Annotated in this window: 19 protein-coding genes; 13 read left to right on the top strand and 6 right to left on the bottom strand. The window is 60.5% G+C overall.

Going from position 1 to position 20,628, the window contains the following annotated elements:
• Window positions 1–2 precede the first annotated feature (2 nt).
• The 5 genes from recR to RVM26_RS08670 are packed head-to-tail and all read left to right on the top strand — an operon-like array spanning window position 3 to window position 3,176.
• Complete coding sequence (recR, locus tag RVM26_RS08690) at window positions 3–608, top strand: recombination mediator RecR (protein WP_227406690.1); 606 nt, start codon at window positions 3–5, stop codon at window positions 606–608.
• A 51-nt stretch (window positions 609–659) separates the two neighbouring features.
• A complete protein-coding gene (gene rnd / locus RVM26_RS08685; protein ID WP_287806736.1) occupies window positions 660–1,793 on the top strand; it encodes a ribonuclease D in 1,134 nt (377 codons plus the stop codon).
• Window positions 1,790–2,083 (top strand): YcgL domain-containing protein, encoded by a 294-nt coding sequence (locus RVM26_RS08680; protein ID WP_498941661.1) that lies wholly within the window; start codon window positions 1,790–1,792, stop codon window positions 2,081–2,083. The genes rnd and RVM26_RS08680 overlap by 4 nt, the downstream gene beginning before the upstream one ends.
• 10 nt (window positions 2,084–2,093) lie before the next feature.
• Window positions 2,094–2,675, top strand: a complete 582-nt coding sequence (locus tag RVM26_RS08675; protein ID WP_498941660.1) for an acyl carrier protein phosphodiesterase — start codon at window positions 2,094–2,096, stop codon at window positions 2,673–2,675.
• Between the two features lie 42 nt (window positions 2,676–2,717).
• Window positions 2,718–3,176, top strand: coding sequence for a YcgN family cysteine cluster protein (locus RVM26_RS08670; protein WP_498941659.1), 459 nt, complete (start codon window positions 2,718–2,720; stop codon window positions 3,174–3,176).
• 59 nt (window positions 3,177–3,235) lie between these two features.
• On the opposite strand, the gene RVM26_RS08665 is transcribed toward RVM26_RS08670, so the two are convergent.
• The 4 genes from RVM26_RS08665 to RVM26_RS08650 form a co-directional block, all read right to left on the bottom strand.
• Window positions 3,236–3,394 (bottom strand): hypothetical protein, encoded by a 159-nt coding sequence (locus RVM26_RS08665; RefSeq protein ID WP_498941658.1) that lies wholly within the window; start codon window positions 3,392–3,394, stop codon window positions 3,236–3,238.
• 181 nt (window positions 3,395–3,575) lie between these two features.
• The gene (locus tag RVM26_RS08660) at window positions 3,576–3,899 is read right to left on the bottom strand and encodes an EAL domain-containing protein (protein WP_498941657.1); all 324 of its coding nucleotides are present in this window, start codon (window positions 3,897–3,899) and stop codon (window positions 3,576–3,578) included.
• The gene (locus RVM26_RS08655; RefSeq protein WP_498941656.1) at window positions 3,874–4,572 is read right to left on the bottom strand and encodes a putative bifunctional diguanylate cyclase/phosphodiesterase; all 699 of its coding nucleotides are present in this window, start codon (window positions 4,570–4,572) and stop codon (window positions 3,874–3,876) included. The genes RVM26_RS08660 and RVM26_RS08655 overlap by 26 nt, the downstream gene beginning before the upstream one ends.
• Window positions 4,573–4,680: 108 nt before the next feature.
• Window positions 4,681–6,783 (bottom strand): S9 family peptidase, encoded by a 2,103-nt coding sequence (locus tag RVM26_RS08650; protein WP_498941655.1) that lies wholly within the window; start codon window positions 6,781–6,783, stop codon window positions 4,681–4,683.
• Window positions 6,784–6,845: 62 nt separating this feature from the next.
• Here RVM26_RS08650 and RVM26_RS08645 point away from each other — a divergent pair, with 62 nt between their 5' ends.
• The 8 genes from RVM26_RS08645 to RVM26_RS08610 all read left to right on the top strand — a co-directional run bounded on the left by RVM26_RS08645 (window position 6,846) and on the right by RVM26_RS08610 (window position 17,835).
• Window positions 6,846–7,271 (top strand): hypothetical protein, encoded by a 426-nt coding sequence (locus RVM26_RS08645; protein ID WP_498941654.1) that lies wholly within the window; start codon window positions 6,846–6,848, stop codon window positions 7,269–7,271.
• Between the two features lie 28 nt (window positions 7,272–7,299).
• Complete coding sequence (locus RVM26_RS08640) at window positions 7,300–8,085, top strand: class II glutamine amidotransferase (protein ID WP_498941653.1); 786 nt, start codon at window positions 7,300–7,302, stop codon at window positions 8,083–8,085.
• A 195-nt stretch (window positions 8,086–8,280) separates the two neighbouring features.
• Window positions 8,281–9,951 (top strand): AMP-binding protein, encoded by a 1,671-nt coding sequence (locus RVM26_RS08635; protein ID WP_287806723.1) that lies wholly within the window; start codon window positions 8,281–8,283, stop codon window positions 9,949–9,951.
• Between the two features lie 94 nt (window positions 9,952–10,045).
• Window positions 10,046–14,077: an ATP-dependent RNA helicase HrpA gene (gene hrpA, locus RVM26_RS08630; RefSeq protein WP_287806915.1), complete on the top strand. Its 4,032-nt coding sequence runs from the start codon at window positions 10,046–10,048 to the stop codon at window positions 14,075–14,077.
• 11 nt (window positions 14,078–14,088) lie between these two features.
• Complete coding sequence (locus RVM26_RS08625; protein ID WP_039182588.1) at window positions 14,089–15,213, top strand: beta-ketoacyl-ACP synthase III; 1,125 nt, start codon at window positions 14,089–14,091, stop codon at window positions 15,211–15,213.
• Window positions 15,214–15,297: 84 nt separating this feature from the next.
• The gene (locus RVM26_RS08620; protein WP_287806721.1) at window positions 15,298–16,128 is read left to right on the top strand and encodes an MlaA family lipoprotein; all 831 of its coding nucleotides are present in this window, start codon (window positions 15,298–15,300) and stop codon (window positions 16,126–16,128) included.
• A gap of 8 nt (window positions 16,129–16,136) precedes the next feature.
• Window positions 16,137–17,330: a PP2C family protein-serine/threonine phosphatase gene (locus RVM26_RS08615; protein ID WP_287806719.1), complete on the top strand. Its 1,194-nt coding sequence runs from the start codon at window positions 16,137–16,139 to the stop codon at window positions 17,328–17,330.
• The gene (locus RVM26_RS08610; protein WP_039182597.1) at window positions 17,320–17,835 is read left to right on the top strand and encodes an STAS domain-containing protein; all 516 of its coding nucleotides are present in this window, start codon (window positions 17,320–17,322) and stop codon (window positions 17,833–17,835) included. The genes RVM26_RS08615 and RVM26_RS08610 overlap by 11 nt, the downstream gene beginning before the upstream one ends.
• Window positions 17,836–17,907: 72 nt before the next feature.
• Here the strand turns inward: RVM26_RS08610 and tal are convergent, their stop codons facing one another.
• Both tal and RVM26_RS08600 read right to left on the bottom strand, forming a co-directional pair.
• The gene (gene tal, locus RVM26_RS08605) at window positions 17,908–18,846 is read right to left on the bottom strand and encodes a transaldolase (RefSeq protein ID WP_498941652.1); all 939 of its coding nucleotides are present in this window, start codon (window positions 18,844–18,846) and stop codon (window positions 17,908–17,910) included.
• 25 nt (window positions 18,847–18,871) lie between these two features.
• Window positions 18,872–20,527 (bottom strand): methyl-accepting chemotaxis protein, encoded by a 1,656-nt coding sequence (locus tag RVM26_RS08600; protein ID WP_498941651.1) that lies wholly within the window; start codon window positions 20,525–20,527, stop codon window positions 18,872–18,874.
• Window positions 20,528–20,628: the final 101 nt, after the last annotated feature.

Genomic DNA, 20,628 nt, shown 5'->3' with positions numbered 1-20,628 from the left:
CCATGCGCTTTTCCCCCCTCGTAGAGCAGTTGATGGATGCGTTTCGTGTGCTGCCCGGCGTTGGGCCCAAGACGGCCCAGCGCATGGCGATGCACCTTCTGGAGCGTGAGCGCCCCGGCGGGCAGCGGCTTGCCGAGGTGATCTTGCGTGCCATCGAAGACGTGGGTTATTGCCAGCACTGCCGCACGCTGACCGAGGCCGACATATGCGCCTTGTGCGAGAGCCCGCGCCGCGACGACAGCTTGCTGTGCGTGGTCGAGTCGCCAGCGGATCAGCTCGCCATCGAAGAGGCGGGCGGTTTTCAGGGTCGCTACTTCGTCCTGCATGGTCACCTTTCACCGCTGGATGGTGTAGGCCCTGATGCCTTGGGCTTGGCGCTGTTGGAAAGCCAAGTGGCCGAAGGGCACATTCGCGAGATCGTGCTGGCCACCAACCCTACGGTAGAAGGCGAGGCGACGGCGCATTACATCGCAGCCCAGCTTGCTCAGTACGGTGTGGCGTTTTCTCGCCTCGCCTACGGTGTCCCGATGGGGGGGGAGCTCGAGTATGTGGATGGTGGCACCTTGAGTCGTGCCTTTAACGGTCGTCAGCCTTTTGCTAGCGATTAAGTCGGATAAAACGCAAGCGCCAAGGCGGTTGTGACAACCTGGAAGACCGAATTGTCCTCTTCAACCTCCTCCTTGTATCAATGGATCGACAGCGCCGAGGCGTTGGATGCCGCCTGCCAACAGGTGGCCAGTGCAGAGGTCATTGCACTGGATACCGAGTTTTTTCGTGAAAACACCTTCTTTCCCGTGCCTGCACTGATCCAGTTTGCCGCAGGGGAAAAAGCGTACCTGGTGGACCCGCTGGTGACCCCTTGTACGCCCGCTTTCAAGGCTCTTCTGCAAAGCCAGGTGCCTAAGCTGCTGCATGCTTGCAGTGAAGACTTAGAGGTATTTCAGCGCTGGGCAGGAACGCTTCCGACGCCGCTGATCGATACCCAAGTGGCGCAAGCGTTTCTGGGTGAGAACCCGGGAATGGGGTATCAGAAGCTGGTGGAGCACTGGATAGGTGACACGCTGCCCAAGGAAGAGACTCGCTCCAACTGGTTGGAGCGGCCTTTGACCGCTTCTCAATGCGAGTATGCGGCGCTGGACGTGACCTACCTGCTTCAGGTCTGGAGGCGCCAGGCTATCCAGTTGGCTGAGTCAGGGCGGCTTGGCTGGGTCGAGGAAGAGTGTGCATCACTTATCGAACAAGCGGGTCGTGACGAAGAGAGCGACGGCCAGTGGTACACCCGCCAGCGTCAGCTGTGGCGCCTGACGCCACGCCAGCTGGAAGCCTATCGTCTGATGACCATCTGGCGAGAAGGTGAAACCCGGCGGCGTGACCTGCCACGCAACTGGCTGGTCAGTGACAAGCTGCTGTTTGCCGTGGCCGAAAAAATGCCTGCAAATCGCTATGAACTGGCAGAGGTAGAGGGCGTCAAGCCACCTCTGGTCAAGAAAGAGGGCGATGCCTTGCTGGGGTGGGTGAAGCAGGCGCAACACTGTGCTGAAAGCGCCCTGCCGGCCCGCTGGCCTGACCCCATGCAGCCGCCCTTCAAACGACGCTTCAAGGCCATCAAACAGGTCGTGGCGGACAAAGCGGCGGCCTTGGGGATTGCGCCGGAAATGCTGCTTCGTCGTCGTGATATCGAAGCGCTGGTCATGCAGGCCATGGCCGGCGAGCCGCTCGATGAACTGCACGGTTGGCGCGGAGTTTGCCTGGGTCAGGACCTTCAACGAGCCTTAGAGGAAGCGTCGGAATGAGCGAGAAGTTACTTTGCGAAATTTTCAGAAGCTCACGAAAAGAGGAGATGTACCTTTACGTGGACAAGCGCAAGGGCATGGTAGACGTGCCCGAGGCCTTGATGGCGACTTTCGGCAAGCCCGTCCCAGTGCTGACCATGATCTTGACCGAGGAGAAGTCATTGGCACGCGTGTCCGCCCGCGATGTCATGGTGGCCATTGAAGAGCAGGGGTTCTACCTGCAGATGCCCCCCGCCAAGGAGCCGTACCTGCTGGACCTGCACCGCGCTGAATCTGCCAGCCGCTCGTGATGATGCCAGAATGAATTTTTTGGCCCATGCCTGGCTGGCACGCCCCGGCAACGATAGTTTTCTCTATGGCAACCTGATTGCCGATGGGGTCAAGGGCAGTGATCTCTCCGGCTGGCCAGCCAGCGTGGCGGGCGGCATTCGCCATCACCGCCGTGTGGATGCCTGGGTGGATCAGCACCCTCGGGTACTGGCTGCCCGTCAACGCGCGCCCAGGCAGCAGCGCCGATATGCCGGTATTGCCCTCGATCTGGTGTGGGATCACTTCATTGCCCAGCAGCAAGCGGGTGAGCGGCAGCACCAACTCATCGAGCGCTGTTATCAGCTGCTGTCGGCCAGGCCTGCTCCCCAGCGGTTGGCCACCATGATGCCCGTACTGGTCGAGCAGGACTGGCTGCGCCGCTATGCGGATTTCGATTTCACCTGTCAGGCCGTGGCAGGCATCGGCAAGCGGTTGACAGGCCCGAACCGTTTGGCCGAGCTGGTCCCCTGGCTATACGATGATTACGCCCTTCTTGAGGCTGACTTCAGCGTGCTGTGGCGCGAATGTCAGGCGCACTTGACCAGCAGCGGCAACGATACCAGCGCCCATTGATCGGCGTCGGCGATCATGCACCTACCCGAGAGAGAACCGAACATGGAAACCACGTTGCGTGAGCGCTTCTGGGAGCGCTACTCGTTGGAGGAGTTGACCGCGCCAGAGTGGGAAGCGCTCTGCGATGGCTGTGGCCAGTGCTGCCTATTGAAGCTGCATAACGATGACACTCAGGAATTGGCCATTCTGAACGTTGCTTGCCGCCTGCTGGATCTACACAGCTGCCAATGCAGTGATTACGAGAATCGCTTTGCCAGCGTGCCGGACTGCACACAGCTGACGCCAGCGCTGGTAAAAGAGTTTACCTGGCTGCCTCATACCTGTGGCTACCGTCGGGTGGCCGAAGGGCGCAAGTTGGCGGGATGGCATCCCTTGTTGAGCAACGACGCCGAGCGCGTGCATCGCAAGGGTGTAAGCGTCAGAGGCTTTGCGGTATCGCAGGATGAGGTGCCGGAACGGCATCTCGAAGAGCATATCATTGCGGTCATTCCCATGACCTGACTGCCGACCAATACGCAATGCGCTGCCATCCATGGCAGGGCTGACACCGCTGGCTCACCTTATCGTGGGCTGGCGGTTTTGTTTTTGGCGCTATCCCAGATGGTGAAGAACATCTCTTTCAGCGGGGTGGGCGATGCCTGGGGAGCGGCTTTGGGCTGGGGTGCGAAGGCCTTGGTCGGGGTGTCCCAGATAGTGAGAAATTGTTCCTGATATTTCATGACAGACTCCTGATGGAGAGGTGGTTTTAGACGTTGGTCTATAAGACGTAGGGCGAGTATGCCCAAAGAAAGGCGTTTTGAAAAGTTTTTTTGGAAAATATTTTCATAAAAAATTATCGGCATAAAAAAGCAGCGCTGAGCGCTGCCTTCAGGAAAAAGTCGTCAGGAGACTGTCTTATTGTCAGCCTTGGCGTTCTGCCAGCCATGATTTCAGCGTGTCGAACGGCATGGGCCTGGCCAAAAGATAGCCTTGCAACACATCGCAGCCCAGCAGCAACAGCTGCTGTTGCTGGGCGTCTGTTTCGATGCCTTCGGCGACCACGGTCAGATCCAGGTGGTGTGCCAGCGCGATGATGCCTTGGACCACGGCGGCATCCTTGCGGTGGAGGTCGATGTTCATGATGAAACTGCGGTCGATCTTGATCTTGTCGATGGGCAAGTGGCGAAGGTAGCTCAGGCTGGAGAAGCCGGTGCCAAAGTCATCGATGGCGATGCTGACGCCCATCTCGCGCAGCGTGCTCCATGACCCAGGCGCTCAAACCAATGATTTGCCCCGTCTCCTCGGCAATGGGGATGAATAACCCAGGGGAAATGGCGCCCTTTATGGGGTGATTCCAGCGTACCAGGGCCTCGAAACCGTGTACCTTCCCATCACGCGTCAACAGCGGCTGATAATGCAGTTCGAACTGTTCTCGGGCCATGGCCTCCTGCAGCTCGTTGCGCAAGGTCACCCGCTGGGTCAGCTTATGATTGATATCATGGGTAAAGGTCTGTTGGGTATTGCGACCCTGCTGTTTGGCCTTGTACATGGCCATGTCGGCTTGCTGCAGCAGCGCGGCAGGCTGTTCCAGCGTTTCGTCGCTCAGGGCGATCCCGATACTGGCTGAAAGATACAGCTCGTGGCGCTCGATGCGATAGGGTTTGGCCAATTCCACCAGTAGCCTTTCCGCGACCTCTTCCGCGTCCCTGGCGTTGACCAGATCGGGTAACAGCAGGACAAATTCGTCCCCGCCCAGTCGACATAGCGTATCGGAGGGGCGAATCATGGCTTCCAGCCGCTTGGCGACGTGAATCAGCACTTGATCTCCCACGGCATGACCCAGGGTATCGTTGATGGGCTTGAAGTCGTCCAGGTCGATGAAGAGTACCGCAAGCTGCTGCTGGTGGCGCTGGGCCAAGGCAACGTCATGACACCTGGGCCGCGTTATGGCGCCAGGCAGGAGCGGCCTGCCCGGAACCCGATTGGCCTTGTGTGCGCCAAGGGGCCGAGCAGGCCTTCGAGGGCTTTATTCAGGCCTTGTCACGAGACCCAGCGCCCATAGAATGAAGGCATCCTGGCGTGCTGCATCGCGCCAGGCCTTGAATCTGCCGGAGGCGCCGCCGTGGCCGCTGGTCATGTCGGTGTGCAGCAGAATAGGGGCGCTTCCCTGCTGAGCCTGGGTCACGCGAGCATAGAACTTGGCGGGCTCCCAATAGCTGACTCGGGTATCGAACCAGCTGCCCTCGATCCATATCGCCGGGTAGCGCTGAGGGCGAATATTATCCACGGGAGAGTAGCCAGCGATCCGCTCGCGGACGTCGTTGCTCTCAGGGTTGCCCCATTCGGTGTACTCGGCGGTGGTCAACGGCAGCTCGGGATTCTGCATGGTGCGCAGTACATCCAGAAAGGGTACGTCGAGCACGGCAGCGCAGAACGCCTCTGGTGCCCGGTTCAGGCAGGTACCCACCAGCAGCCCGCCCGCGCTGGCACCACAGGCGACGATCCGTTCAGGCTGGCTGACCTGCTCGGACACCAGTGCCTCGCGGGCAGCCAGGAAATCATGAAAGCTGTTTTCCTTGTTGGCCATCTTGCCTGCCAGGTACCATGGTTCGCCGCGCTCGCCGCCGCCGCGTACGTGGGCCACGGCAAAGGCCACGCCACGCTCCAGAAGCTCCAGCCTGGCAATCGAAAACCAGGGGTCGAGTGCTTCGCCATAGGCGCCGTAGCCATATAGCAGCGTCGGCAGAGGCTGTCCGACCAGATCGGCACGCATGACCACGGAAACGGGCACCTGTTCACCGTCGTGGCTGGTGGCCCAGATCCGTCGGCTGACCAGTTGCTCAGGGGAGAGGCTGCCGTGTACCGGTACTTGCTTGAGTAGCGTGCGCTCACCGCTGTCCAGGTTCAGCGCAAACCAGCGGGGCGGGTGGGTAAAAGATTCTTCCCGCAGGTGGAGCGTGCGTGCATCGAAGTGGGGCATGTCCTCCAGAAGTTGCGAGACAGGTGTGTCGGGTAGCGCCAGGTAGTGATCTTCGATGAGCGTATGGCCATCTTCGGCCAGGCTCAGTTGCCTCAATCGCACCTGAGCTTCCTGATGGCTGCGTTCGGCCACGACCAACCCCCAGGCGAACGCATCGACTCCTTCCAGCGTGGCGTCCTCCCGCGGGGGCAGCAGGCTTTTCCAGCTCGTATCTTCCAGCGTGTCGGCACGCGTATCCAGGGCAAAGTGTGGCCCTGCCTGATTGTGTAGCCGGTAGAAAGCCCCCGGCCGATGGTCGATGCTGACCTCCACGCCATTCGTGCGCCCATGCAGGCATACTGGGCTCGCGGCGGGTTGGTGGGCGGGCAGGGCGTGGACCTCCGTGGTATCTTTCGAGCCGCTCTCGATGATCAGCCATTGACGCGAGCGGGTCTTGCCAACGCCCAGCCAGAACTCCGGGTCGTCTTCACGCAGGATCAGTGTCGGTGCGCTAGCCTGAGCGTCGGTGTCGACCGCGGCGTCGCTATTGAGCCCTACCCACAGTCGCCACAAGCTATCGGGGCGCTGGGTGTCGTCGAAGCGGGTAAACAGCAGCGTCGCGCCATGGGTTGTCTGGTCCTCTGCCCAGCACACCGACGGCCCGATGTCTTCGAGCAACTGGCGGGGAGTGCCGCTGGGCAACGCTTTCAGCCAGAGGGTGTAGCGTTCGTCCCCTTGGGTGTCTTCGGTCCAGGCCAGCCACTGCTCGTCGGGGGAGAGGGCCATGTCCCCCATGTCGTAGAACGGCTGCTCTGCCGCACGCTCGCGCACATCCAGAAAGCACTCGGCACGCTGGGGCTGGCCGTTGGGATGTCGCCACCAGCACGGGTAGTCGTCGTCGGCTCCCGTTTCGCTCCAGCAGGTGAAGTGATCCAATACCGTGGCCAGGCTTTTGACCGCCAGCTCGCGCCGTGCCAAGTGTGAATGGTAGAGGGCGTCGGCCAGCGGCGCCAAGGGGCGAAACCAGTTGGTATGCTGCTGGTTGGCGTCGGCTAAAAAAGGTTGAACGTCTGGTGCGTCACGAGATTCCAACCAGTGCCATTCAGGGTCATCGGCGCGATAATAGCGTGCTACGGGCGAGCCTTCGTGCATACCAGGCTGTGCTTTCATAAATTGACAGGTACCATAACGGGAAATCAACGTCGGGTGCTTCCACCCACATGAGGGGTATTATGCTGTTTGCTGACTCAATGTCACTGCTGTGGCTAAGTTATTACGGACTTTCGCTGCTGGTCGTGATGGCCATCTATTTTGCGTTGGCCTGGTTGCCGCGCCTGCCTCGTCTTGTCATTACCTGGGGCGTGTCGGGCGTCATGTGGATGCCGGCCAATTACCGCTTGCCGCTGGTGGAAGAAGGCGAGTTCTATACCGGCTGGGCGCCATCGGCCATGGTCGCGGCGGTGGCGTTTTTCGAACATAGCACCAGTGGCCTGCGCAATGGCCTGCTGTGGGCGATCCTGGGCATTGCGCTGGGCGCCTGCGTGGGGATTGCGCTGTGGTGGTGGCGGCGTCCGATGCCGGTCGAAGAAGCCCCTGCACGCCGTCAGAGTGTCGAAGAGCCTCAGCCTGTCCGCCGTCGTGAGCCGGTGATCCGTTGATCTCCAAACTGGCCGGGGAGGCGTCTTCATGTGTGAGTTGATGGGTATGAGCGCCAATGTACCCACGGATATCTGCTTCAGCTTTTCGGGTTTTCTGCATCGGGGCGGCGGTACGGGGCCCCACCGCGATGGCTGGGGCATTGCGTTCTATGAAGAGGGCGGTTATCGCGAGTTTCGCGACCCTCACCCTTCCGTGGATTCGCCTATCGCGCGGTTGATATGCGACTACCCGATCAAGTCGCACGTGGTCATCAGCCATATCCGTCAGGCCAACGTGGGGGGCGTTCGGCTGGCCAATACGCACCCTTTTACCCGTGAAATGTGGGGGCGGCCCTGGTGCTACGCCCATAACGGTCAACTGAGTGGCTGGCAACAACTGCCGCTGGGACTCTACACCCCCGTGGGCAGTACCGACAGTGAGCACGCCTTCTGTTGGCTGATGGGCGAGCTGCGGCGACATTTTCCTTCGCCTCCTGAATCGCCAGAGCCACTTTGGGAGCGGCTGCATGCGCTCTGCGAACAGCTGCGCGGGCTGGGGGTGTTCAACCTGCTGCTCTCGGACGGTGTCTATCTCTACTGCTACTGTTCTACCAAACTGGCGCACATCACTCGACGGGCACCGTTTGGGCAGGCGGAACTCTCGGATGCCGAGATGACGGTCAATTTCGTCGAGCACACCACGCCCAACGATATCGTTTCGGTGGTGGCCACCGCGCCTCTGACCCACAATGAAGCCTGGCAGCGTATGGCGCCAGGTGAACTGTTGGTATGGCGTGGGGGAGAAATCCGTGCCCGTTATGGCTCAAAATCCTGACTATGCTAAAGAAATGGCATGACCAGAACGGTGGTGAGGGTCGAAGGGCTTTAAGCTAAAGTTGAAACGCAAGTTTCAATCGTTCGTTTTACAGTCTGCTGGACGTCGTATATCGTTGGCGTTCATGAACCACTTGATAGCCTCGCCACAATAACAAGGTCGGTACAGCATCGACACGGATAGCGGAGATTCCCCATGAGCGAACACGCCAGCACCCCCATTTTACGCGGCCCAGCGCTTGAAGGGTTGGAGCAGTACGACTCGGTCACCGATGTATTCCATTCGGCAGTGAAGCGCTTCGCCCAGAGGCCAGCCTTTACCTGCATGGGCAAGACGCTCAGCTTTGCCGACCTGGACCGCTTGTCAGCGGATTTCGCCGCCTGGCTGCAGCATGAAACCGATCTGGAGCCGGGGGATCGGATCGCCATCCAGCTCCCCAACGTACTGCAGTTCCCGGTGGCCGTCTTCGGCGCACTGCGTGCTGGCCTGGTGGTGGTGAATACCAACCCGCTCTACACCGAGCGTGAAATGGCTCATCAGTTCAAGGACTCAAACGCCAAGGCCATCCTGATTCTGGCCAACATGGCCGACAAGCTCGAGAAGGTGCTGGACAAGACCGACATCAAGCACGTGCTGGTCACTCAATTGGGGGACTTGCATGACGTGCCCAAGCGCTGGCTGATCAATGCCGTGGTCAAGCACGTCAAGAAAATGGTGCCCGCCTACTCGCTGCCCAGCGCAGTTGGTTTTCGCGATGCGCTGAAGAAGGGCGCTTCGCTCACCCATCGCCCTGTAGACCGCACCCAGGAAGATCTGGCCGCGCTGCAGTACACCGGTGGCACCACCGGCATGCCCAAAGGGGCAATGCTGACGCACCGCAACCTGGTGGCCAACATGTTGCAGGCTCGCTCGGCCATTGGCGAGCATCTGACCGACGGTGAAGAACTGGTCATTGCGCCGCTGCCGGTGTACCACATCTACACGTTTACCGTTAACTGCCTGTTCCTGATGGAAACCGGCAACCACTCGCTGCTGATTACCAATCCGCGTGATTTGCCAGCCTTCGTCAAGGAGTTGAAAGGGCTGCCGTTCACCGGTTTCATTGGTTTGAACACGCTGTTCAATGCCCTGTGCAACCGTGATGATTTCCGCCAGCTCGACTTCTCGAAACTCAAGCTGACCATTTCCGGCGGCATGGCCTTGACCAAGGCAGCCGCCCAGCGCTGGGAAGAGACCACCGGCTGCCCGATTGCCGAGGGCTACGGGCTGACAGAAACCTCTCCCATCGTCAGCTTCAACCCCAACGACGCCATTCAACTGGGCACCATCGGCAAACCCGTGGCAGGTACGGCGGTGAAGGTGGTGGACAGCGAGGGCAACGACGTGCCGTTCGGTGAGCCAGGGGAGCTGTGCGTGCAAGGGCCTCAGGTCATGAAAGGCTACTGGCAGCGTGAAGACGAAACGCGTAATTCCATCGATGAGCAGGGCTGGTTCCACACCGGTGACATCGCCATCCTTCAAGACGATGGCTATATCAAGATCGTCGATCGCAAGAAGGACATGATTCTGGTGTCCGGTTTCAACGTCTATCCCAATGAAGTGGAAGACGTCGTGGCCGCACATCCCGACGTGCTGGAAGTGGCTGCCGTCGGGGTGGCCGATGAAAACGCCGGCGAAGCCATCAAGCTCTTCGTCGTGTCGAAAAACAGTCAGCTGGATGCCGAGACGCTGCGCGCCTGGTGCAAAAAGGAGCTGACCGCCTACAAAGTACCCAAGTACGTTGAATTCCGCGATGAGCTGCCCAAGACCAATGTGGGTAAAGTGTTGCGTCGCCAGCTGCGCGACCAGGAAGCCAACAAGGCCTGATACATTGCCATATTGGCTGGCGTTAGGCGTCACGTGATTGAAAGCGGTACAATGGTCGGCCCACTCCATGAGTGGGCCGACGTTTTATTCTGAGATGGAAACCGAGCCTAACGTGACCACCGACACGCACTCTTCTCGCACTGAATCCCCGCAAGATCCTGCTGCTTTGCTGGCGGTACTCGACGCATCGCTGGGTGATGTCATGCATCGCGACCGTGAGCGCCTGGCCCGGCGTGTGTCGGGCTTGAAGCGACGGCAGCGTGACAACAAGCCGATTGACCGTGGTGTCAACGAGCTGCGCCGCGACATGGCGAAGGCCACGCAGCTGCTGGCCCAGCGGGAAGCCTTGCGTGTTGCCTTGAACTACCCCGGTGAGCTGCCCGTCGTCGAGCGTCGCGAGGACATTCTGGCGGCTATTCGGGAGCACCAGGTGGTGGTCGTGGCCGGTGAAACCGGCTCGGGTAAAACCACCCAGTTGCCCAAGATGTGTCTGGAGCTGGGGCGCGGACGCCAGGGCCTGATTGGCCACACCCAGCCGCGCAGGCTGGCAGCACGCAGCGTGGCAGCCAGGCTTGCCGATGAGCTGGAGGTGGCACTGGGTGAGCAGGTGGGCTATCAGGTACGGTTCAATGACCAGAGCACGCCCACGACGCTGGTCAAACTGATGACCGACGGGATTCTGCTGGCCGAAACCCAGCACGACCCGCTGCTGTTGCGCTATGACACCCTGATCATCGATGAAGCCCACGAGCGCAGCCTCAATATCGATTTTCTACTGGGTTACCTGAAGCGTTTGCTGCCGAAACGCCCGGACCTGAAGGTGATCATCACCTCCGCCACCATCGACGTCGAGCGCTTTGCGGCCCACTTCGGCACGCCTGACGCGCCGGCCCCGGTGGTGGAAGTCTCGGGCCGTACCTACCCGGTGGATGTCCTTTATCGCCCGCTGGTACGCAGTGAAGAGGACGAACAAGACCGCACGCTGCAAGAGGGTATTCTTCATGCCGTGCGGGAAATCGAGGCCATCGAGCGCCAGAAAGGCTGGCTTCACGGCCCCCGGGACGTGCTGGTGTTTCTGCCCGGTGAGCGTGACATTCGGGAAACCGCCGATACGCTGCGCCGTGCCGACCTGAAAGGCACCGACATTTTGCCGCTCTATGCGCGGCTGTCCAACGAAGAGCAAAATCGCGTGTTCGCCCCCCATCGCGGGCGACGTATCGTGCTGGCCACCAACGTGGCGGAAACCTCGCTGACCGTACCGGGAATTCGCTATGTCATCGACCCGGGCCTGGTGCGTATCAGTCGCTACAGCTACCGTGCCAAGATCCAGCGGCTGCCCATCGAGCCCATCAGCCAGGCCAGCGCCAACCAGCGCAAGGGGCGCTGTGGCCGTGTGGCCGAAGGGGTATGCATTCGGCTATATGATGAAGACGACTTTCTGGCTCGCCCGGCGTTTACCGACCCCGAAATTCAGCGCACCAACCTGGCGTCGGTGATTCTGTCCATGCTGGCGCTGAAGCTGGGGCACATCGAAGACTTTCCGTTTGTCGACCCGCCTGACGGCCGCTTCATCAAGGATGGTTTCCGGCTGCTGTTCGAGCTGGGTGCGGTGGACGACAAGCATCAGTTGAGCCCGCTGGGCCGTAAGCTGGCCAAACTGCCCATCGACCCAAGGCTGGCGCGCATGGTGCTGGCAGGGGCCGAACGGGGCAGCCTGCGCGACGTGCTGGTGGTGGTCTCGGCGCTGGCCATTCAGGACCCGCGAGAGCGGCCTGCCGACAAGCGTCAGGCGGCCGACCAGGCGCATCAGCGCTGGCACGACCCGGATTCCGACTTCGTCGCTTTGCTCAACCTATGGCACGGCATCGAGAATGCTCGCGAGGCGCTCTCGGGCAATCAGCTGCGCCGCTGGTGTCGCGAGCACTACATCAACTATCTGCGCATGCGCGAGTGGCACGATACGTTCCGCCAACTGCGTCAGCTGCTGCGTGACATGGATATCGAGGTGCCGCCACCGCTGCCTCGCGATGAAGACGAAAGCGAAGAGCAGGCCAAGCAGGCGCGGCGTAAAACCTCTGGCAAGCTGCACCAGGCGCTGCTGTCGGGTCTGTTGTCCAATTTGGGAACGCTGCTGGAGAACCGCGAATACCTGGGCGCTCGCAACCGCAAATTCATGATCCATCCCGGCTCCGGGTTGGCCAAGAAGAGCCCCAAATGGGTCATGGCCTTCGAGCTGATCGAAACCACCAAGCTGTTTGCACGCACCGTGGCCAAAATCGACCCCCAGTGGATCGAGCCGCAGGCGCAGCATCTGGTCAAAAGCAGCTACAGCGAGCCCCACTGGGAAATGAAGCGCGCCCAGGTGGTGGCGTTCGAGCAGGTGACCCTGTTTGGCCTGCCTATCGTTGCGCGGCGCCGGGTGCACTATGGCCCCATTGCGCCCCAGGAGTCGCGGGAGCTGTTTATTCGTCGTGCGCTGGTCGAAGGCGAATTCCAGACGCGAGGCGCGTTCTTTGCCCATAATCGGGCGTTGATCGCAGAGGTCGAAGCGCTGGAAGATCGTGCCCGACGGCGCGATATACTGGTGGACGAAGAGAGCCTGTTCGCCTTCTACGACGAGCGCATCCCCCCGGACATCGTCAATGGCAAGGGCTTCGAACACTGGCGCAAACAGGCCGAGCAGCAACAGCCCGAGCTTCTGAAGTTCGATCTCGAGGCGCTCAAGGCTCGTGATGCCCATGACGTGACCCAGGCGCAGTACCCGGATCACCTCACCCTGGCGGGGGTGGCCTATCCGGTGAGCTATCACTTCGACCCGGATGCCGAGGACGATGGCGTCACCCTTACCGTGCCTGCGGCGATGCTGCCGCAGCTGCCTGCCACTTCCCTCGACTGGCTGGTGCCCGGCCTGTTGCGCGAGAAGTGTATTGCGCTACTCAAGTCGCTGCCCAAAAGCCTGCGCCGCCAGGTGGTGCCTATCCCCGATTGGGTCGATGCCGCCCTGGAAACACTGGTGCCGGACGAGCGCCCCCTGACCGAAGCGCTTGGCGAGTTCATCCGGCGGCGTACCGGCACGCGGGTTCACCCCGACGACTGGCGCCTCGACCTGCTGCCGCCCCACCTGCGCATGAATGTGCGGGTGGTCGATCATGGTGGCAAGACCCTGGGGCAAGGGCGTGATGTACGTGCCCTTGAGCGGCGCTTCGAGGAAGCCGCCAGTGCCGGCGCCCAGGCGCTGGCCGAGCAGGCCAGCCAGGCACCCACGCTGGAAGAGCTGCCCGCATCGCCGCTGCCTGAATCTCGTGTCACCACCCAGGCGGGCATTCGCGTGGAAGCCTACCCGGCCTTGGTCGCTGAGGGCGGGCACTTCAAGGTCAGCCTGTTCGATCATCCCGCCAAGGCGCAGTTTGCGCATCAGGAAGGGGTCGCCCGGTTGGCCATTGCCAAGCTGCCTGAGCAGGTCAAAGCCATCAAACGGCTAGCCGGAGTCGAAAAGTGCGCGCTGCTGTTCGCGAAGGTAGGCAGCAAGCAGGCCCTGGCCGAGGATTTGCTGCTGGCGGTGTTTACACAGGTCGTGGCACAGCATCCGCTACCGCGTTCTGCCGGTGAGCTGGCCGAGCGACTGGCAAAGACGCAGCCTCAACTGGTGGCCCATGCCGGGACCGTGCTGGGGCGTGTCGAAGAGGCGCTGAAAGGCCATCTTGCCGTCAGCAAGATTCTGAAAGGGAAACTTAATTTTGCACTGGCCCTGGTCTACAGCGATGTCAGTGCGCAAATGCAGCGGCTGGTTTACCCAGGCTTCATTCGTGATGCGGACGAGTGGCTCACGGAGTATCCACGCTACATGGAAGCCGCCTTGATTCGATTGGAAAAGGCTGCCCGAGAGCGGGGCAGGGACCAAATGCTGATGCAGGATGTCCAAGCCCTCGAAGCGCGCTTTGACGCACGGCGCAAAAGCGAGCGCCGTGGCGCGGCCGAAGACCCGACGCTGGTAGCGTTCGGTTGGTGGATACAGGAATTGAGAGTGTCGCTGTTTGCGCAGCAGTTGGGCACGCACATGCCGGTATCGGCAAAACGCCTGGAGAAGCGTTGGGAAGAGATCACCCGCGGGCAAGGCATTCAATGAAGGAGGTTGGCATGACACAGGCAGTGATTACCGGAACAGGACTCTATACGCCGGAACACGCGGTCGATAATGCAGCGCTGGTCGCTGCCTTCAATGCATGGGTAGATCGCGAGAACGCGCGCCATGCCGAGGCCATTGCCCAGGGTGAGCGGGCGGCGCTGGCCTATTCGAGTACCGAGTTCATCGAGAAGGCCTCGGGTATCAAGAGCCGTTACGTACTCGATGCCGCCGGGATTCTTGACCCTGAGCGAATGCGGCCTAAACTGCCACAACGTGCCAACGACGAGCCGTCGATTCAGTGCGAGATGGCGACCGAAGCTGCGCGTCAGGCATTGGCATCAGCCAAGGTGTCGGCGGCGGATATCGAGCTGGTCATCGTGGCCTGCTCGAACCTGGAGCGCGCCTACCCGGCCGTGGCCGTGGAAGTGCAGCAAGCGCTGGGCACGTCGGGCTACGGCTTTGACATGAACGTGGCGTGCAGCTCCGCCACGTTTGCGCTGGAGACCGCGGCCAATGCGATTGCCGCGGGGCGGGTGAAGCGTGCGTTGATCGTCAATCCGGAGATCTGCTCGGCACATCTGAATTTTACAGACCGTGACAGCCACTTTATTTTCGGCGATGCTTGTACTGCTATGGTACTGGAAAGCAGTGAGGTGGCGGTGGCCAAGGAGCGTTATGCGATTCTGGGGACACGCCTGGTCACTCAGTTTTCCAACGCCATTCGTAACAATGCCGGTTTTCTCAATCGAGTCACCGACAGCGACCCGCTGGCCCTGGACAAGCTGTTCGTGCAAGAGGGTAGGCGAGTGTTCAAGGAAGTCTGCCCGCTGGTCGCCAAGCTGATCACCGAGCACCTGGCTTCCCTGGAGTTGAGCGGTGAGGACCTTTCGCGTATGTGGTTGCATCAGGCCAATCGCCACATGAACGATCTGATTGCCCGTAAGGTGCTGGGCCAGGAGCCCGATGTGTCGCAGGCACCGATCATCCTGGACCGCTATGCCAATACCAGCTCGGCGGGGTCCATCATCGCCTTCCATCTGCATCGCGAAGACTTGTCGGATGGCGATATCGGGGTGATCTGTTCGTTTGGCGCAGGGTACAGCGCGGGAAGTGTGATCCTTCGCCGGGAAGGCTAAGTACTTGAGATAAGTACGTCAGCGGCGAATCGTTGGCGTTGTACACCCTGAAGTTGCGTTGATGAAGTGAAAAGAGGAAACCCCATGCTGAGGTTGTTTGCCAAGCAAGACACGGCGCCTGGGACGTGGCGCCCCTGGCTCCCCGTTCTGTTGTTGGCCACGTTGACCATGGGTGGATGTGCCAGCACGTCTACCCAGGAGCGCGGCGACGCGAGCGGAGAGGGTGTCGTTGAGCAGTCAGCGCATCCGGAAGACCCTTGGGAAGGCTTCAATCGGCGCGTATTTGCTTTCAATGACGTGCTCGACCGCTATGCGCTGAAGCCTGTGGCCACGGGATACAAGACCATCACCCCTCAACCGGTGCAGACTGGCGTGGGCAATTTTTTCTCGAACCTAGGGGAAATTCGCACGGCCATCAACAGCTTGCTGCAAGGCAAGCCCGCCAATGCGGGGCTGGCCACGTCACGCTTCCTGATCAACTCCACGGTAGGGGTCGGTGGGCTGCTGGATTACGCGACGCATATGGAGATCACCGCCGAGCGTGAAGATTTCGGCCAGACCCTGGCCGTATGGGGTTGGGAAGATTCACGTTATCTGGTGTTGCCGCTGCTGGGGCCGCGTACCCTGCGCGATGCGTCGGGTTTCCCGCTGGATGCCGCAGCACACCCCATCACCTACATGGACGATCACCAGCTGCGTGCTGGCCTGACTGCACTCGATATCGTGCACTTGCGGGCGGGCCTGCTGGATCAGGAGTCACTGATTCGTGGGGATCGCTACCGATTCATTCGCGATGCTTATTTGCAGCGTCGACAGTTCGAGATCAATGATGGTGAGCTGGGCGACGACCCCTTTGCCATGGACGATTTCGAGTTCGACGATAGCGACTTTGGTGAAGACGACTTCGCCGACTGAGGCTAGACATGGATCACGCAAAGCAGTTGATCGCGGTAATCGATGAGCCCGGTAGCGAGCGTGATGCGCTGGCTGAGGCGATTACCTGTGATGGTATGTGGGTGTTTGCCGCAGACAATATCGATCATCTGCCGGTGGGCACCGCGCTGATCGTTGCCCATGCCAGAGCAGTGCCCAGGCAGCAGTGGTCGCAGCTGGCCCATCGCCTGCCCGCACTGGTCGTGAGTGATACCCGTCAGGATGCGGATTTGATCAAGGCAATCGACGCCGGGTTGGTGGATTACATCGTCCACCCGCTCAGGCATACCGAATTGCTGCGCAGGATGATCCGCAAGGCCATCGAGCTGCATCAACTGGCCCAGGAGCGTGATCGTGACCGGCAACGGCTGGCGGAGCTGAACGAAAGCCTGGAAACGCATCTGGCCCTGCTGAGAATGGATCAGCAGAGTGGGGGACATATCCAGCGCCGTCTGCTGCCACCAGGGCCCAAGGTGATCAGCGGCGTCTATTACGATTACTGGTTTGCGCCGTCGCTCTATCTGTCAGGCGATTTTCTCGACTACCAGCGCTACGACGACCGCTTCAGCGTGTTCTATTTTGCCGATGTATCCGGCCACGGGGCCTCCTCCGCCTTCGTGACCGTGCTGCTGAAATATCTCTGCAACCGCTGGTTGAACGAATGGGACGGCCAGGACCCTCAGGCGCTGCCGCCCCGCTGGTTATCGGCCCTGAACCGTGAACTTCAGGATACCGACATCGGCAAACACGCCACTTTATTTGTCGGTGTTATTGACCATGAGGAAAAGACTCTGCACTATTCGCTCGGCGCCCAGCTTCCCATGCCGCTATTGATGGCGGATGGCAACCTGACGCGTTTGGCGGGGGAAGGAATGCCTGTAGGCCTTTTCCCTGATGTGGAGTATCCTTCGCTTAGCTGTCCGCTGCCAGCCGACTTCAGGTTGTGGCTGTGTTCAGATGGTGTATTGGAATGCTTGCCGGGTAAGACGCTCGACACGCGGCTCACGGAACTTGAGCAACTAGTAAGCGAAAGTGTCACGCTTGAGCAGCTGCGAGACCGGCTAGCCAACACCAACTCGCTCCTGAGTGGGGGCGACGAGGACGATGAGGCGAACCAGGACCGCGATGCTTTACCCGATGACCTGACAATCATGATGGTGAGCGGATTTGGTCATGCTGATTGAAGAGGGCCGCATCAAGGCGGCGTTCGACTCCGGTGTTTTTGTTTTAAAGCTGTGTGGTGATGTAAGACTTACGCTCTGCGCCACACTCGATACCCAAGCACAGCGTCTAGCGGAAACGCCAGGCCTGCGTGCCGTGATGATCGACCTGCGTGAAGCCACGAACGTCGACTCGACGGCGCTGGGTTTTCTCGCCAAGGTGGCCATGGCCGTCAAAGGTCGTCTGGAACAGCCCCCAACCATCATCGCGGATAATCCGGATGTCCGGCAGATGCTGGATGTGATGGGTTTTGCGCGATTCTTTACGCTGATGTCGGCACCGATTCAGCCGTCGGCACCGCTGGAGACGGTACTGGAAGATCTGCCCGAGGAGCCCGCTGACGAAGAGGGGCTGCGCGGCCGTATTCTGGAAGCGCACCGTATCCTGATGCACATGAACGAGCATAACCGCGAGCAGTTTCAGCCGCTGGTGGAGATGCTGGAAGCCCAGGGGGCTCCTGCAAAATAAAGCCCTCTGGCCAGTGATGCGCCAGAGGGCTGTTCAAAGACGCCTGGTGAGCAGGCGCGCAAAAATCGTAGCCTAGCCCTTTCTCAGCGTGCTCAGCAACTCTTCCAGCTTGCGCTGGTCAGCCATGAACTTGCGAATCCCTTCGGCCAGCTTGTCGGTGGCCATCTCGTCTTCGTTCATTGCCCAGCGAAAATCGGCTTGTGCCAAGGCTTCTTCCGGTGAGCTGCTGGCGCCGAGGGAGCTGAGTTGGCGGGGCAGGTCGGCTTCGATCTCGTCCAGCTCCTGGAGCAGGGCAGGGGAGATGGTCAGGCGGTCGCAGCCTGCCAGCGCCTGGATCTCACCGATGTTACGAAAGCTGGCACCCATCACGATGGTGGGGTAGCCGTGGCCTTTGTAGTACTCGTAAATCCCTTTGACCGACTGTACGCCCGGGTCCTGTGCGCCGCTGAAGTCGGCATCAGGCTGACGCGCCTTGTGCCAATCCAGAATCCGCCCCACGAAAGGCGAGATCAGCGTGACGCCAGCATCGGCGCAGGCTTGGGCCTGGGCAAAGCCGAACAGCAGCGTCAGGTTGGTACGAATCCCGTCGCGCTCCAGCTGGTGAGCGGCCTGAATACCTTCCCAGGTCGAGGCCATCTTGATCAGAATACGCTCGGGGCCCACGCCGTACTCGGCATAACGCTCGATCAGCGAGTGGGCCTTGGCGATGGTCGCTTCCTTGTCGAAAGAGAGACGCGCGCTGACCTCGGTGGATACATAACCGGGAACCAGCTTGCTGATTTCGCTACCGATATCCACTGCCACCCGATCGGCCGCGTCATCCAGGTCGGTGCTCTCCTTGGCGATACTGGCCAGGCGAGCGCGACGCTCCTCCTGCTGGGCCGCCTGAAGAATCAGCGAAGGGTTGGTGGTGGCGTCCTCGGGCTGGAAGCGACGAATGGCTTCCAGATCCCCGGTATCGGCCACCACGGTGGTCATCTCTTTCAATTGGCTTAATAGGCTAGTGGCCATGCAGTGCTCCTTGTATGAGTCATGGTTACTCTAACAAGGCTGGCTCGCGTTGAGTATGCTTGATCGGTGACGATGATGAAGAATCCGCTGCTCGCCACTGATAGCCGACGGCCTGGGGCCGCTGGCTGATCCTGAACCGGGCCGCCTGCTCCCGCATGCCTTCGGCGGCCGACTCCAGCGACATGGCATCCTGCGCGGTGGCATCCACCTGAAGCGCATTGGCCTGGGTTACCTGGGTCTGCTCCTGCAGGGTCTCGTTGATCTCTTCGATGTTCTGGTGCTGCAGGTGGGCGGCTTCGGCAATATCGGTAATCAATCGGTGAGTCGTGGAGATCGAGCCGACCATCTCCTCGAACTGCTGGTTGGCATCTCGGGAAAGCTGGTTGCCGCGCTCGATACTGGTATTGGAAGAGGCCAGCAGGCTGCGAATCTGAGTGGCAGCTTCTGCGCTGCGGGTGGCCAGTGAACGCACTTCAGCGGCCACCACGGCAAAGCCACGACCCTGTGCGCCCGCACGGGCCGCTTCCACCGACGCGTTGAGGGCCAGCAGGTTCGTCTGGAACGAAATGCCATTGATGACGTTGACGATGTCGTTGACCTGCTTGGCGTGGGCATCGATCTCTTCCATGGTCGACAGAAAGGCTTCCATGGTGTGGTGGCTCTGCTGAGCTTGTGTCGTGGCGTGTTCGGTCAGTTTCTTGGCCTTCAGGGCATGCTCGGCGGTGTGGGCCACGCTATCGGTCAGGGTATGCACGTTGGTGGCCGTGTTGTCCAGTGAGGCGGTTTGCTGATGGGTGCGCGTGGCCAGGTCCTCGTTACCCAGTGCCAGCCGCTGGGCACTCTGGAACACGTGCTGGCTGTTGTCATGCAGTTGCTTGACGGTCTCGATCAGGGAGTTTTGCATGACTCCCAGGGCTGCATAGAGCTGGCCGATTTCGTTGTTGCCACGGGCTGGAACCTCGGCACTCAGGTCTCCTTCGGCCATATGACGAAAGTGGCCAATCAAGTGGCGGATGGGCTGTAGCAACTGGAAGTGGCCCAGCCAGATCAAGGCGCCCATCAGAGCCAGGGAGACCGCCATGCCCAGCACCAGCCCAGCGGCCACCATGCCCGCGCGCTGCTCGGCGTCCTGCATCAGACTGACACCCTGCTGATCGGCTACCTGGTAAAACGCCCGTGCATGGCCTGCCAGGGCCTCGCTATGATCCATGGCTTCCAGGGTGATTTGCCGATAGCCGCTGCGGTCACCGGTGGTAATGGCGTTGCGCTGGGCATCCATACTGGCCAGCAATTGGTTGGCGCGCTCACCAATGGCGTCGCGCAACGCTGCATAGGGGCTGTCCTGAGTGGCCTGCAGGAAGCTTTCAAGCGCCTGGGACATCTCGTTCAATTCATACTCGACGGCTTCCAGCGCCGCAATGGGGTCACCGAGCGACGGACGCAATTGGCGCTCCAGGGCACGGTCCATGCGATTGAGACCTTCCAGGCTGGCAATGTGCAGCCGATTCAGCGAGGAGGCCTGCTGGACATTGACCTGCTCCAGCGAAGCCAGGTCACGCTGGCTCTGCTGCATGATATGCCAGGCTAGTGCGGCGAACATCAGCAGGCAGCCTGCCATCAATAGCAGCGCGGCCAGGCTCAGGTTGCGTAGCGAAATGTTTTCCAGCTTTTTGAGTATCATCGTGGCCCCCAGGACAGCGTCATTTGAATCATGATGGGCAGCTTAGTGGGCAAATGTTTCAGTTCTGAGTGGGCGATGCGCGATTCTGGGGTTGTGTGTAT

The sequence above is a fragment of the Halomonas sp. KM072 genome (assembly GCF_050710315.1).
Classification (GTDB): Bacteria; Pseudomonadota; Gammaproteobacteria; order Pseudomonadales; family Halomonadaceae; genus Vreelandella; species Vreelandella hamiltonii.
Note: the sequence above shows the minus strand (reverse complement) of the source record. Positions and strands in the feature narration are given on the sequence as shown.